12 protein-coding genes and 1 tRNA gene are annotated in these 13,401 nt (G+C 75.1%); 5 read left to right on the forward strand and 8 right to left on the reverse strand.

The genetic code is table 11. From position 1 onward, the window contains the following. Positions 1 to 38 precede the first annotated feature (38 nt). Positions 39 to 112: transfer RNA gene (locus AB0O09_RS09740), tRNA-Pro, on the forward strand. 482 nt (positions 113 to 594) lie between these two features. Beyond that, entirely contained in the window at positions 595 to 1,314 is a 720-nt protein-coding gene (locus tag AB0O09_RS09745) for a transglycosylase family protein (protein ID WP_363540995.1), read from the forward strand. Between the two features lie 259 nt (positions 1,315 to 1,573). Here the strand turns inward: AB0O09_RS09745 and AB0O09_RS09750 are convergent, their stop codons facing one another. The 5 genes from AB0O09_RS09750 to AB0O09_RS09770 all read right to left on the reverse strand — a co-directional run bounded on the left by AB0O09_RS09750 (position 1,574) and on the right by AB0O09_RS09770 (position 7,921). Beyond that, a complete protein-coding gene (locus AB0O09_RS09750) occupies positions 1,574 to 1,963 on the reverse strand; it encodes a peptidase inhibitor family I36 protein (protein WP_363540996.1) in 390 nt (129 codons plus the stop codon). Between the two features lie 108 nt (positions 1,964 to 2,071). Then, complete coding sequence (locus tag AB0O09_RS09755; RefSeq protein WP_363540997.1) at positions 2,072 to 3,007, reverse strand: hypothetical protein; 936 nt, start codon at positions 3,005 to 3,007, stop codon at positions 2,072 to 2,074. Positions 3,008 to 3,368: 361 nt separating this feature from the next. Beyond that, a complete protein-coding gene (locus AB0O09_RS09760; RefSeq protein WP_363540998.1) occupies positions 3,369 to 4,169 on the reverse strand; it encodes a hypothetical protein in 801 nt (266 codons plus the stop codon). Between the two features lie 399 nt (positions 4,170 to 4,568). Beyond that, positions 4,569 to 5,114: a hypothetical protein gene (locus AB0O09_RS09765; protein ID WP_363540999.1), complete on the reverse strand. Its 546-nt coding sequence runs from the start codon at positions 5,112 to 5,114 to the stop codon at positions 4,569 to 4,571. Positions 5,115 to 5,248: 134 nt separating this feature from the next. Next, on the reverse strand, positions 5,249 to 7,921 hold the full coding sequence (locus AB0O09_RS09770) for an AAA family ATPase (RefSeq protein WP_363541000.1): 2,673 nt from the start codon (positions 7,919 to 7,921) through the stop codon (positions 5,249 to 5,251). A 134-nt stretch (positions 7,922 to 8,055) separates the two neighbouring features. On the opposite strand from AB0O09_RS09770, the gene AB0O09_RS09775 reads away from it, so the two are divergent. From AB0O09_RS09775 to AB0O09_RS09785, 3 genes are all read left to right on the forward strand, one after another. After that, positions 8,056 to 8,418, forward strand: a complete 363-nt coding sequence (locus AB0O09_RS09775) for a nuclear transport factor 2 family protein (protein WP_363541001.1) — start codon at positions 8,056 to 8,058, stop codon at positions 8,416 to 8,418. Between the two features lie 80 nt (positions 8,419 to 8,498). After that, entirely contained in the window at positions 8,499 to 10,334 is a 1,836-nt protein-coding gene (locus AB0O09_RS09780) for a prolyl oligopeptidase family serine peptidase (protein WP_363541003.1), read from the forward strand. Continuing rightward, positions 10,331 to 10,804 carry a hypothetical protein gene (locus tag AB0O09_RS09785; RefSeq protein WP_363541004.1) on the forward strand — a complete coding sequence of 158 codons (474 nt, stop codon included), beginning with the start codon at positions 10,331 to 10,333 and terminating at the stop codon, positions 10,802 to 10,804. Before AB0O09_RS09780 ends, AB0O09_RS09785 begins: the two co-directional genes overlap by 4 nt. Before the next feature lie 24 nt (positions 10,805 to 10,828). On the opposite strand, the gene AB0O09_RS09790 is transcribed toward AB0O09_RS09785, so the two are convergent. The 3 genes from AB0O09_RS09790 to AB0O09_RS09800 all read right to left on the reverse strand — a co-directional run bounded on the left by AB0O09_RS09790 (position 10,829) and on the right by AB0O09_RS09800 (position 13,339). Next, complete coding sequence (locus tag AB0O09_RS09790; protein WP_363541006.1) at positions 10,829 to 11,602, reverse strand: SURF1 family protein; 774 nt, start codon at positions 11,600 to 11,602, stop codon at positions 10,829 to 10,831. A gap of 191 nt (positions 11,603 to 11,793) precedes the next feature. Next, on the reverse strand, positions 11,794 to 12,822 hold the full coding sequence (locus tag AB0O09_RS09795; RefSeq protein WP_363541007.1) for a hypothetical protein: 1,029 nt from the start codon (positions 12,820 to 12,822) through the stop codon (positions 11,794 to 11,796). Continuing rightward, entirely contained in the window at positions 12,815 to 13,339 is a 525-nt protein-coding gene (locus tag AB0O09_RS09800) for a SigE family RNA polymerase sigma factor (protein WP_344622880.1), read from the reverse strand. Before AB0O09_RS09800 ends, AB0O09_RS09795 begins: the two co-directional genes overlap by 8 nt. Positions 13,340 to 13,401: the final 62 nt, after the last annotated feature.

Genomic DNA, 13,401 nt, shown 5'->3' on the forward strand with positions numbered 1-13,401 from the left:
ACTCGTTGCACCGGAGACGGAAAGCAACAGAGCAGGACCGGGGTGTAGCGCAGCTTGGTAGCGCGCTTCGTTCGGGACGAAGAGGCCGTGGGTTCAAATCCCGCCACCCCGACCCAGTAGGACCAGGTCAGGCCCGGTCTCCCGCGAGGGAGACCGGGCCTGACTGGCTTTCCGATGCCTCTCGGGAGAATTCCGGGAGAAACCCCGTCCCGGAGGACCTCCCCGCCGGATCCACTGACCGGCCCTCAGCAGGGCGTCGAGCGTCCTCACCGGCGAGCCCGGCGACATCTCCCGGCGCACGGCGAAGGACTCCTCCCATACCCGGCCGAGGTCGTCCATCAGGGTGCGGCGCATCTCGGCGGTGACGTGCGAGCAGCGGGCCCGGGGCGCACGACACCGCCCCTTCCTCCGGCCCGGACGCGGGCTGCTGCGGCCGCGCGGCCGCCTCCGGCGAAGTGGTGCGAGCGGGTGGCCGGGCGCGGCCGGGCGGGTGACCTTGCGGGATGTCGACCGGGCCCGGGCGGCGGAATGTGTCAACGGTGGAAGTGCGGTGCCCCGGGGCACCGGCCACCCGACCGCCGACCCTCTCGGGGAGTGAGCACCGCCGTGTCCATCGCCCACCGGATCCTGCAGCTACTCCTCGCCCTCGCCTGCGCGGCGGGCCTGTGGACGGCCGCCGCCCCCGCCAGCGCCGCCCCGCACCGCACCGTCGCCGTCGCAGGTACCGCAGGTGCGGTCGCCACCACGGCGAACGCCGCCGCCGAAGCCGCACCGGCCGGCGGCCAGGGCGTCGACTGGGACAGGATCGCGGCCTGCGAGAGCGGCGGCCGCTGGCACCTCAACACCGGCAACGGCTACTACGGCGGCCTGCAGTTCGACCAACGGACCTGGCGCGCCAACGGCGGCACCGCCTACGCACCGCGCGCCGACCTCGCCACCCGTGAGCAGCAGGTCGCCGTCGCCGAACACCTCGCCGCCCGCCGCGGACTCGCCCCCTGGCCCGCCTGCGGCGCACGCACCAACCGCCCCGGCGCCCACCACGCGGTCCCCCGGCCGCGACCGGCACAGCAGCCGGCCGCCGTCGAGAAGCCCGCCGCCGGCCAGAGTGCTGCCGTCGCCGAACCGGACACGGCCGCCGACCCCGCACCTGCGGACAACGCCGCCGTCGTGGTCCAGGACGGCGACACCCTGGACGCAATCGCCCAGGCCCTGCAGCTCCCCGGCGGCTGGCCCGCCCTCTACCAGGCCAACCAGGACACCGTCGGCGACGACCCCGACCTCATCTTTGCCGGCCAGGTCCTGCGGCTCCCCTGAGTCTGCGCGCCGGGAACCGCCGGCCCGGCCCTGACCCGTCGGGCGTGTTATCGCAACTCACCTGTCCACGGCTCACCGCACCGGTGCCCGTGCCGAGGGGGAGGCTGATGCTCCGATGTGACGGTAGGCCAGGTGTGGGGTGACCGGACGCGATTCCGCGCTCCTGCGGCGGTGCTGTCGCGGTCTTCGTCAAAGCCCGGCTCCGGTACGCCGGTGCGCCGGAACGCGTACCGGCGACCGGTTGCCGTGTGGGTGGGGCTCAGCAGTCCTCGGCGAACCTCACCGAGGCGTTCTCGTTGTACGTGTTGACCAGGTTCGCGGCATTGCGGTAGTTGAACATGTCCATCGGGCCGCTGTAGTTCGAGTTGTAGTACACCCGGACCGTCATGCACACGTTGGAGACAGCCGATGCGGCGTTGTTCTTGACGTGCTGGCCCTGGCCGTTGCCGGGGCTGGTGAAGGTGTACCCGGCGAGGTCGCGAACGTTCGACGACATCGCCATGTGGGAGCCCTGCTCGTTCGAGTTGTAGAAGAGGCAGAACTTGCCGTCCGGACAGTCGCGGACGGCGGCCTGCGCGGAGGTGGCGAGGGTGGGGACGAGCACGGCAGCGCCCAGGGCCACTGCGGCGAGCTTGAGGGTACGCTTCATTTCTTTGATCCTCTCTTCATGGGACGTTCCAGGCGTGTGTGCAATCCCCTCGGCGTGCCGGGGGAAGGGTGGGCGCGCCCGGACGTGAAAAAGTGTCAGCCCACTGCTTCACTGGTCGCGCAGCACGGCGTCGGCCTTGGCGAGTTGCTCGGTCTTCGCCGCGAGCGCCGCCGTGAATTCGGCTTGTTGCCGTGCGATCAATTCCTTCTGCAAGGAAGCCTCGACCGCGAACCAGGTGTCGATCAGATGCACTTGCTGCTTGCAGATCACGTCAGCCGCCGCCGCCTGGAGCTCCAGCGGCGTGGGTGAGTCCCCCAGGAAGCGCCGGTCGCCGATGGCGTCCATCGGATTGGGGTAGGAGTAACCCCTGTCCCTCATGCAGCCGGACCACGCCTCGAATGCCTTCGTGACCTCCGCCACCGACATGCTGGCCTTGAAAGTCTGGAAGTTGGCCTGCTGAACCACGCTGCTCGGGCCCAGGTCCCCCGAACCGGCAAGGCCGCGCTTCGCCTCGTCGTAGCACCCGCCCGGTGGTACCGGCACGCCGTTGACCTGGAGGTTCGTTTCGTCCGCACCGGTCTTCCCCGGGAGGTGCCCGGTGAGCACCTGCTGCTGCTCGGCGGAGAACTGCGGCGGGCGGACCGGGTGGGTGCGCGGGTCGCGGTCGCCGAGGTGGTAGCCGTTCGCCGCCGCCTCGGCCGGGTCCGTCAGGCCGTACCGGCGGTCCATGAACGTGCGCGGTCCGGTCGGCGGGTCGGCGGGACCGATGGCGTAGTCGAGACCGAACCGCTGCATGCACGCCTTGCGCAGCACGGCGGCCGCCCTGTTCAGCTTCGCCGTCTCCGCCTCGGAGAAGAGATACGGCTCGATCGGAAGATGCAGATCAGCACCGGCCGGCAGTGCGGACGGAGAATGCGTGGTCGGCACCGCTTCTGCGACCGGATCACCGGATGACGAACAACCGGCCAGGGCAAAGCACATGAGCCCGGCCAGCCCTGCTCGCACGCTTCTGCCGGTCAATCGCTGACGCGCGGCGGAACTCATATGCCGACGGCCCCGATCGCGGTCACCGTTGCACTCATGGCCAGGTACTTGCACATCTTCCGCATCTCGTCCTGCGTCTTCTTCCGGTCCGCTCGCAGTGGGCAGCCGGGTGAGCTCTCGCCCTGAACGCCATCGTGGTGTGCGGAGGTATCGCGGTGGTAGCGCCCCCGGTGGGAAGAGGGTGATCCCGCCGTGCACGAACCGCGAGGAGTGCCGGGAGAATCCTGGGAGAAGATCTCGGCATCGAGGACGCATCAACAGGGCCAAGCCCACCCAGGCAAACGATTTGACCAGGGAGAATGACGGTCGGCACAGGTCGGCTACCGTCCCGGACCTCCTTCGGGGCGAAGAGGCCGTGGATTCAAATCCTGCCACCCCGACCCAGTGCAGAGGCCCTGCCGGAGAAATCCGGCAGGGCCTCTGTCGTTGTTGTGCGCCCGCCCGAGTGACGGAGCCTCAGGCGCGGCCCCGTACCGCCGACCCTGCTGCGGATTCGTCGCCCTCTACGAGCGTGGCGGGTTCGTGGGCGGGCCGGGTACGGCGTCAGGCCGACGAAGGCCGACGGGTCGAGGTTGCGGAAGACGTGGTGGGCGTCCTGCGGGATGCAGAGGAAGTCGCCGGGCTGCAGGAGGTGGCGCTCGGCGGTGGCCAGGTGCTCCTCGATGTCGAAGCAGATCCGCCCGAACGAGGGGCCGGGGGTGACGGCGCTGCCGTCGAAGCTTCCGTCCGGCCGGACCCACACCTCCTTGGGTGCCGGGCCGAGGTGCGGGATCAGCGAGGCCTCGGTGCCCTTGTGGATGCCGAAGGGCGTCCAGCCGGAGTCGGCGACGAAGGTGTAGACGTCGGCGCCGGAGGGGAGTTCGCGGGCTCCGTGGCCGAGCAGCTCGCGGACGAGTCCTTCGGCCCACTGCCCCAGCGGGAGGCTCCGGGCCGAGATGTCGTTCACCGCGATGCAGGCGTCGGGGCCGTCGGCGACGCGGGCCGGCCAGTCACCCGCGGTCTCGTCCGGCCCGGGCGGCGAGGCCGTGAACCGCTTGGTGAGCCGGTGGTCGAAGGCGCCGGGCCGGAACGCGCGGATCCGCAGGTCGCCCGGGGCTTCGCGGGTGGCCGTCCGGAGCGCGTCGGCGATCAGTCCGCGGACGTGTTCCGGATCCTGCACCACGCCGGAGAGGAATACCGTCCGCGTGAATCCCGGGGATTCCGCGGTCGCGAAGGAATTCCACTTCCGCATGTCGACGCTCATCGCCGGCACCCCCTGCCGAAAAGCCTCACGCGGCCGGCCGCGAAGCCGCGGCGACCGGCCCACGTGCAGAAATGAAGGCTCAGTGACCGATTTTCAGGACGAGGTTCTTCTCGTTCCCCATGCCACTTCCCTTCCACTTGTCGGCCGGTGTTTCCGGCCGGTGAGAAGAGAAAACCAGGCGGCGCCGGGACGCTTCAAATTCCATCAGGCATCGCGATGAAAACGCCGCCCGGCCCGAGCGGGCCGGACGGCGGAAGGGGGTGCGGGGTGGGTGGCGGGAGGGGTGCGGGGCAGGGCTGCGGGGCGGGTGGCGTCGGGTCAGATCCCCAGGGTGTGGGCGCGGGCGGCGGCCGAGGCGAGCACCCGGTGGACGTCGGCCTCGCGGGTGGTGGGGGCGTCGTTGAAGACGTCCGGCGAGCTGACGGGGATGCCCTCGGCGTGCAGCACCTCCATGACCTGGGTGCGGGCCCGGCGGACGGTCTGCGGGGTGCCGTAGCCGTGCGCGAGGACGGCGGCCTGGGCGCCGAGCAGGCAGACCCGGCCGCGGGAGTCCCACAGGGCGCCCTGCAGCCAGCCGTAGGCGGTGAGGTAGCGGGAGGTCAGCTGCAGGTGCCCGGCGACGGAGACCGGGACGGGCCGCGCCTGGCGGTGCGTGAGCCGGTCGAGGACGGTGCGGCGGGGCAGCGGCTGGTCGGCGTTCCACGGCTGGAGGACCCGGCCGAGCGGGCAGACGTACGGGACGGGGACGCGGGCGGAGGCCGGCAGCGAGGCGAGGTAGTCCTCGATCTCGGCGATCAGGGCGGAGCCGTCGGCGGTGACGGTCAGTGGGGGCGGCGGACCGACGATGAGGTTGGAGACGGGCATGGCGCTGATCCTTTTGTCCGGTTTCATCCGGATTCATTGATAACCCGAAAGGCCCCCTGCGGCGCGCCAGGGCGCCGCCCCGCGCGCGTCGGCGCAGCCCGGCCGGGCACCGGTGCGAGGGCCCGCCCCGGGCGTCAGACCAGGTCGGCGAGGTCCTGACGGGAGGTGACGCCCAGCTTCGGGTACGCCTTGTAGAGGTGGTGGCCGACCGTCCGCGGGCTGAGGAAGAGCTGCGCGGCGATGTCGCGGTTGGTCAGCCCCTGCGCGGCGAGCCGGACGATCTGCAGCTCCTGCGGGGTCAGGGCGGCGAGCGGCCCGGCGGCCGGCGCGGCGGGCGCACCGACACCGGTGGCGGTGAGTTCGGTGCGGGCCCGCTCCGCCCAGGGCCGGGCGCCCAGCAGGTCGAACGCCTCCAGGGCGGCCCGCAGCTGCGGCCGGGCGTCGGTGCGGCGGCGGGCGCGGCGCAGCCACTCTCCGTAGAGCAGCGCGGTGCGGGCCTGCTCGAACGGCCGCTCGGCGGTGCGGTGCAGGTCGAGGGCGGCCAGGTAGGCGGACTCGGCGAGTTCCTCGGGCCCGAGCAGGGCCTGGCAGCGCAGCAGCAGGGCGCGGGCCCAGGGGCGGTCACAGGCCTCCACCCAGCGGGCGAACCGCCGGTACGGCTCCTCGGTCTGCTCGGGCCGGCCGAGCCGGACGGCGGCCTCGACCAGGTCGGGGACGGCCCGGGTGCCGGAGACGTGGTGGCGCTGGGGCCCGCCGGTGAGTTCGGCGAGCCGGTCCAGGGCCTCGGCGGCGCGGCCCTCGCCGAGGTCGAGCAGGCCGAGCGCCCACTGCGTCCAGGCGCGGCCCGCGGGACGGGCCGGGCCGCCGCCCTCCAGCGCCTCGGCCACCCGGGCGGTGCACCGGCCGGCGTCGCCGGCGAGCGCGGCGAGCAGGGCCAGCAGCGCGGCGAGCTGGCTGGTCCACTGGTGCTGGCCGGTGTCGCGGGCGAGCGTGAGGCCCTCGTCGGCGGTGATCTCGGCGTCCCGGTGGCGGCCGTGGAAGAGCTGCGCCTCGGCGTGGAAGAACAGCAGCGCGGGCAGGGCGCCGACGGCGCCCGCACGGCGGGCCTCGTCGATGAGGTCGGCGGTGACGCGGTGGGTCTCCTCGTCCCGACCGAGCACCAGGGTGATGCCGCTCAGCTGGGTGAAGTCGCGGACGACGTCGGCGCCGGCCCGGCGGGCCCGGTCGACGGCCACGGCGGCGTCGGGCGGGGCCTGGGCGGGTCGGCCGAGCAGCGGCAGGGTGCCGGCCAGCAGGTAGTCGGCGATCGGCGCCGCCGGGTCCTCGGGCGGCAGGTCGAGGGCGGCCAGGCGGTCGGCGAAGGCGGCGAGTTCGGCCTCGCCGAGGTACCAGGCGGCATGGCAGGCCTGGAAGAGCATCCGGGCGGCGTGCGGGGCGGCGAGGTCGCCCGCCGCCGCGTCGAGGAGCAGCCGGAAGGCCGCGGGGTGGTCGCCGCGCAGGAAGGCGGCGGTGGCCCGCAGGTGGTCGATGAGGGCGAGCGCGAGGGGGTCGGCGGTGCGGCTGCGGGCGCGGACGGCGAGTTGTTCGGCGCGGTCGGTCTCGCCGGCGTCGGCGGCGGCCTCGGCGGCGAGCACCAGGCGGCGGGTGCGGCCGTCGTGGTCGGCGGTGAGCCGGGCGGCGCGCTCGTACGCGGCGGCGGCGCCGGCGTGTCCGCCGCGGGCCTCGGCGCGGTGGGCGGCCTCCTCCAGGGCGTCGGCGAGGGCGGCGTCGGGGCCGGTGGCGGCGAGCGCGAGGTGCCAGGTGCGGCGGTCGCCGTCGAGGGCGCCGGCGAGGGCCCGGTGGACGGCGATCCGCTGGTCGAGCGGGGCGCGCTGGAGGACGGCGTTGCGCAGCAGCGGGTGGTGGAAGGCGATCCGGGTGTCGTCGGCCCGGACGAGGCCGTCCTGTTCGGCGGGCGGCAGGTCGGCGGGGCCGGCGCCGAGGGCGGCGGCCGCGGTGAGCACGGTGGCGGCGTCGCCGGTCTCCTCCGTGGCGGCGACCAGCAGCAGGGTCTGGGTGGCGGCGGGCAGCCGGGTGAGCCGTCCGTGGAAGGCCAGCCGCAGCCGGCCGGGCAGCGGCAGCGGGCCGCCCGCCGTGTCGGTGCCGAGGGCGGCGGGCAGTTCGGTGAGGGCGAGCGGGTTGCCGTGGGCCTCGGCGAGCACCCGGCGGCGGACGGCCGGGTCGAGGGCGGCGGGCAGCAGCCGTTCGGCGTCGGCGGGTCCGAGCGGGGCGGGCCGCAGTTCCGGCAGTCCGCCGGCGGGGAAGGCGCCCTCGCCGTCGCGGGCGGCGAACAGCAGCACGACGCCCTCCTCGCGGAGTCGCCGGGCGGCGACGAGCAGGGCCTCGGCGGAGGCGGAGTCGAGCCACTGGGCGTCGTCCACCAGGCACAGCAGCGGCTGTTCGGCGGCGAGTTCGGCGAGCAGGTGCTGGGCGGCGAGGCCGAGCAGCAGGCGGTCGCCGGGGCCGGTGTCGGCGAGGCCGAAGGCGCCCTGCAGGGCGCGGCGCAGCGGTCCGGGCAGGGCGTCCAGCCGGTCGAGGGCGGGGGCGAGGAGCAGGTGCAGTCCGGCGAAGGGGAGTTCGGCCTCGTACTCGATGCCGGCGGCGCGGACGATCCGGAAGTCCCCGGCGTCCCGGGCGGCGGCGTCGAGCAGGGCGGTCTTGCCGATGCCTGCCTCGCCGCGCAGCACGAGTGCGCCGCTGCGGCCGCCGCGCGCCGCGTCCAGCAGTGCCCGGACCTGTGCCTGCTCCCCCGCCCTGCCGTACAGCATGACCGTCACCCTACCCAGCCGATTCCGTTGCGGGGCGCGGTACTTGCCTATGGCTGACGGATTCGCCAGGTGCGGATCCCGCCTACCTTCGTGAGCAGCGGGAACGACCCGCGACGGACCGGGAGGACACCACCGTGAGCGACCTTCAGCAGATCGTGGAGCAGTACATCGCCGTCTGGAACGAGACCGACGGCGAGGCCCGCCGGGCCGTGATCGAGACCCTGTGGGCGGAGGACGGCAGCTACACCGACCCGCTGGTGGACGTGGCCGGTCGGGACGGGCTGGACGCGACGGTGGCGGCGGTGCAGGGGCAGTTCCCGGGGTTCGTGTTCACCCTGGGCCCGGTCGACGCGCACCACCACGTGGCCCGGTTCACCTGGGGTCTGGGGCCGGCGGGCGCGGAGCCGCTGGTGGAGGGCTTCGACGTGCTCGCCCTGGACGGCGAGGGCCGGATCGCCTCGGTGGCCGGGTTCCTGGACAGGGTCCCGGGCGCCTGAGGGCGGCTGCCGCCGCGGCCCGGCGCCCGGCGCGGTCGGACGCGTTCCGTTCCGCGCCGGGCATCGGGTTGGATGGGGGGATGAGCGAGGAGAAGAGCAGCGCACCGGCGTGGGAGCAGCGGTTCCGGGCGGCCCGGGTGTCGCTGCCGGACTGGGCGGACGACGCCCCGGAGCGGGCGCTGTACGTGTCGAACTCCACCGGCACCTACGAGGTGTACGCGTGGGACCGGGCCGCGGACGTGCACCGCCGGGTGACGGACCGCCCGAACGGCACCACGGACGCCGAGCTCAGTCCGGACGGCGCGTGGGTGTGGTGGTTCGACGACACCGACGGCGACGAGTTCGGGGTGTGGCGGCGCCAGCCGTTCGCGGGCGGCCCGGACGAGGAGGCGGTGCCGGGTGTGCCCGCCGCGTACTCGGCCGGCCTGGCGCTGGGCCGGGACGGCACGGTGGTGGTGGGCACCTCGACGGACGACGAGGGCACCACGCTGTTCCTGCGCCGCCCCGGCGCCTCGGAGGTGGAGGAGGTGTACCGGCACGCCGAGTACGGCGGCATCGGCGACCTCTCCTACGACGGGTCGCTGCTGGCGGTCGACCACACCGAGCACGGTGACGCGATGCACTCGGCGATCCGGGTGCTGCGGCTCTCCGACGGCGCGGCGCTCGCCGAGCTGGACGAGGTGACCGGCCGCGAGGAGCCGCGCGGGGTGGCCTGCCTCGGCTTCGCGCCGGCGGACGGCGACACCCGGCTGCTGGTCGCGCACCAGCGGCGGGGCCGCTGGGAGCCGATGCTGTGGGACGTCGCCACCGGTTCGGAGACCGAGCTGGGCCTGCGCGACGAGCAGGGCCGGGAGTTCCCCGGCGACCTGTCGGCGCAGTGGCGGCCGGGCGCGCGGGCCCTGCTGATCGAGCACGAGTACGAGGCCCGCAGCGAGCTGTTCTCGTACGACCTGGCGAGCGGCCGGCTGACCCGGCTGGACACGCCGCGGGGCACGGTGGCGGGGGCGACGGCGCGGCCGGACGGCACGGTGGAGTTCCTGTGGTCCTCGGCGGCGGAGCCCTCGGCCGTCCGCTCGACGGCGGGCACGGTGGTGCTGCGGGCGCCGGGGCCGGTGCCGCCGGGGTCGGTGCCGGTGGAGGACGTCTGGGTGGAGGGCCCGGGCGGCCGGGTGCACGCGCTGGTGCAGCGGCCGGCCGGCGAGGGCCCGTTCCCGACGGTGTTCGAGGTGCACGGCGGCCCGACCCACCACGACAGCGACTCCTTCGCGGCCGGGCCGGCGGCCTGGCTGGACCACGGTTTCGCCGTCGTCCGGGTCAACTACCGCGGCTCGACCGGCTACGGGCAGGCGTGGACGGACGCGCTGCGCGAGCGGGTCGGCCTGATCGAGCTGGAGGACATCGGCGCCGTCCGGGCGTGGGCGGTGGAGTCCGGGCTGGCGGACCCTGCCCGGCTGGTGCTGTCCGGCGGCTCCTGGGGCGGCTACCTGACCCTGCTGGGCCTGGGGGTGCAGCCGGACGACTGGACGCTGGGCCTGGCGGCCGTCCCGGTGGCGGACTACCTCACCGCGTACGACGACGAGATGGAGGCGCTGAAGTCGCTGGACCGCACGCTGTTCGGCGGTACCCCGGAGGAGGTGCCGGACCGCTGGCGGGCGTCCTCGCCGCTCACCTACGTGGAGCGGGTGAAGGCCCCGGTGTACATCAGCGCCGGGGTGAACGACCCGCGGTGCCCGATCCGGCAGATCGAGAACTACGTCGACCGGCTGGACGAGCTGGGTAAGGTGCACGAGGTCTACCGCTACGACGCCGGGCACGGCTCGCTGGTGGTGGAGGAACGCATCCGGCAGCTGAGGCTGGAGATCGACTTCGCGCGGCGCCACCTCGACGGCCCCGCGCTCGGGAGAGACGGCAGATGAGCAGACGCACCGCCCTGGCCACCGCCGCGGCCCTGACCGTCCTGCTGACGGCGACCGCGTGCTCGGACGAGAGCGACGACCCCTGCGACTACAACGCGGCGGGCCGGCCGTCGCTGTCGGTGGACGCGTTCACGGTCGCCGGGACCGCCCCGGACGACACCGCCGCGGACGGGACCGCGGCGGGCGGTGCGCTCGGCGGCGACCTGTCCGCGCAGCTGCTGGCCAAGACGGGGCGCAGCGCGAAGAAGTCGAAGAGCAGCCGCACGGTGCACCACCACCACAGCAGCACCACCTCGGGGTCGACCTCCGGGTCGAGCGGCGACGGCTCCTGCGGTTCCTCGCCGGGCCCGTCGCCGAGCGGGTCGTGGTCCTTCCCGAGCGCGTCACCGGGGACGGCCGCCGGGGGCGTGCTGCCCTCGCCGCGCTCGCCGCTGCCGACGGCGAAGACCCCGCTGCCGACGAAGCGCTGACCGCCCGGGCCGCCGGAACCGGGCTCAGACGAGCCCGAGGGCCCGGTCCTGGGCGGCCTCGGCCTCGCGGCGCACGAGGCGGAACCACATGAAGACCACGAAGCCGGCGAAGACGAACCACTCCAGCGTGTAGCCGAGGTTCTGGAAGGCGCGCAGGGTGAGGCCGTTGCCGCCCTGCGGCTCGACGGTGGGCACCGCGGTCAGCGGGCCGGTCGCCCCGTCGGCGGCGACCCAGCCGTCGTAGACGGGGTACGGCAGCACGTTGATCAGGGTGGCCGGGCTGATGGTGCCGAGCTGCCCGGCGGGCAGTCCGCCCGCGACGGCGCCGCCGCTGCCGCTGTTCTCCGGTGCCTGGAGCCGTCCGGCGACGGTGACCTCGCCGGCGGGGGCCGACGGGACGGCGGGGCCGGTGCCGGGGTCGCCGGGCGCCCAGCCGCGGACGACCGCGGCGGCCCGCCCGTCGGCGGTGCGCAGCGGGGTGAGCACGTAGTAGCCCTGCCGTCCGTCGAGGGTGCGGCCGGGCACCAGGAGCTGGTGGGCGGTGTCATAGCTGCCGGTGACGGTGACCGCCCGGCCGACCGTGTCGGTGCCGACCTGCGGGCTGCCCGCGGTGAGCACCTCGCCGAGCGGGGCGGCGGCCGCCTGGGCCGCGGTGGCCGCGGCGGTGTTCCGGTGGGTGTCGACCCGAGCCTCGAAGCGGCCGAGCTGCCAGGTGCCGAGCAGCAGGCAGACCGCGATGGCGACCACGCCGACGGCGGTGGCGGCGATCCACCGCGGAGTCAGGAGAAACCGGTACACACCCACCACGGTAACCACCTCCTATGGCCGCCCCTGCCTCCGGGGTGCCCGCCGCGCCGCCCGCCCGCCCGGCGGGGTCCGCGCCCGGCGGGTCCGGGCGGGAGGGCCGGGGCGCGGCCTCGCCGGTCGCGGGTGCGCCGCGGGGTGCCCCACGCGCCGCCGGACCCGCCGGCCGGGCGTCGTGAGGACGACTACCGGCTCGGGCCCGGGGTGGCGACGGCCGTGGGGGACTCGGCCGGGACGGCCTCGGGGGCGGTGCGGTAGACGGTGCCGCCGCAGCTCCCGGTGATCACGGTGCTGGCCGCCGCGGGGTCGCCGCCGACCGGGGTGTGGGCGACGGTGACGCTCGGCGGGTCCGCGGTGGGCGTCGGGCTGGGACTGGGCTCCGCGGTGGCGGCCGCGGGCGCGTCCGGGCCGCTGCTGGCCGCTGCGGTGGCCGGGGCCTCGGGTGCGGCGGCACCGGCCCGCGGGGCGCTGCTCGGGCAGGTGCCCTCGGGCACCCAGCCGAACCGCACCCGGTACCCCTCGCCGGGGCCGAGCACGATCGGCAGGGCGACGGCGGCGGGCGCGGGCAGGGCGGTGGCGGCGTCGCCCGCGATGTGGTCGACGACCTTGATCCGGGTCTGGTCGGCGGGGCCGCCGGCGGTGGCGGCGACGGTGCCGGGTCCGGTCACCCCGCAGCTGCGCGCCGAGGTGTTGCGGACGGTGAAGTAGCCGTAGGTGCTGCCCGCGCCGTCGACCGGCTCCAGGTGGGCGGTGGCGCGGCCGAGGTCGGTGCGCAGGCAGTCGGGGACGGCGGCGGGCGCGCTCGCGGCGGCGCTGCCGGGGCCGGTGGCGGCGGTGCTGCCGCTCGCGTCGGCGGACGGGGTGGGCCGGCCGTCCGGCTGGGCGGGGAGCGGGGCGGTGCGCGGTCCGCCGGTGGAGCCGCGGGTGGCGCGCGGGGTGCGGTCGGCGCCGTGCGCGTCGGTGCTGCCGGCGGTGGTGCCGCCGGAGAGGTCGAAGGGCCGGACGGCTTGCAGGGCGGGGACGACGGCCGCGGCGAGCAGGGTGGCGGCGACCGCGCCCGTCCAGGCGTTGCGGCGGCGGGCACGGCGGCGGGGCACGGCGTGCCGGATCCGGCCGAGGGCGGCCGGGTCGGGTTCGACGGTGGCCACGGCCCGGTGGAGGAGGGTCCGCAGCTCGTGCTCGGCGCGGGCGGCGCCGGGCTGATCGTCAGTCATGGCTGCCCTCCATCAGGATGCGCAGGGCGGCCAGTCCACGGGAGCCGTACGCCTTCACCGAGCCGACGGAGACGCCGAGCACCTCGGCGACCTGGGCCTCCGTCAGGTCCGCGTAGTAGCGCAGCACGAGCACCTCCCGCTGACGGCGCTGCAGTCCCCGCAGCGCGGTCCTCAACTGATCGCGCTCCAGCGCATCGTAGGCCCCTTCTTCTGCACTGGCCATGTCAGGCATGGGCTTGGGGAGCAGGCGCAGGCCGAGGATCCGTCGGCGCAGGGTGGAGCGGGACAGGTTGACGACGGTCTGCCGCAGGTAGGCGAGGGTCTTCTCCGGTTCGCGCACCCGCCGCCGGGCTGCGTGGACCCGGATGAACGCCTCCTGGACGACGTCCTCGCACGAGGAGAGGTCGTCGAGCAGCAGCGCGGCGAGGCGCAGCAAGGACCGGTAGTGGGCCTGGTACGTCTCGGTGAGCTGGTCGACGCTGGCCCCTGTCGCGTCCGCCGCCGCGGCCGAGCCCATCCGACTAGCTGCCGACCGGCGCACCGGCAGCGGCAGCGACACCGCCGGCACCGCTTCGATCA

The sequence above is a fragment of the Kitasatospora sp. NPDC093679 genome (assembly GCF_040683455.1).
Classification (GTDB): domain Bacteria; phylum Actinomycetota; class Actinomycetes; order Streptomycetales; family Streptomycetaceae; genus Kitasatospora; species Kitasatospora arboriphila.

Coding starts and splice junctions, on each gene's coding strand:
- AB0O09_RS09785 (WP_363541004.1), top strand. CDS start 10,331: ATGAGCAGACGCACCGCCCTGGCCACCGCCGCGGCCCTGACCGTCCTG.
- AB0O09_RS09780 (WP_363541003.1), top strand. CDS start 8,499: ATGAGCGAGGAGAAGAGCAGCGCACCGGCGTGGGAGCAGCGGTTCCGG.
- AB0O09_RS09800 (WP_344622880.1), bottom strand. CDS start 13,339: ATGGGCTCGGCCGCGGCGGCGGACGCGACAGGGGCCAGCGTCGACCAG.
- AB0O09_RS09770 (WP_363541000.1), bottom strand. CDS start 7,921: ATGCTGTACGGCAGGGCGGGGGAGCAGGCACAGGTCCGGGCACTGCTG.
- AB0O09_RS09795 (WP_363541007.1), bottom strand. CDS start 12,822: ATGACTGACGATCAGCCCGGCGCCGCCCGCGCCGAGCACGAGCTGCGG.
- AB0O09_RS09750 (WP_363540996.1), bottom strand. CDS start 1,963: ATGAAGCGTACCCTCAAGCTCGCCGCAGTGGCCCTGGGCGCTGCCGTG.
- AB0O09_RS09765 (WP_363540999.1), bottom strand. CDS start 5,114: ATGCCCGTCTCCAACCTCATCGTCGGTCCGCCGCCCCCACTGACCGTC.
- AB0O09_RS09755 (WP_363540997.1), bottom strand. CDS start 3,007: ATGAGTTCCGCCGCGCGTCAGCGATTGACCGGCAGAAGCGTGCGAGCA.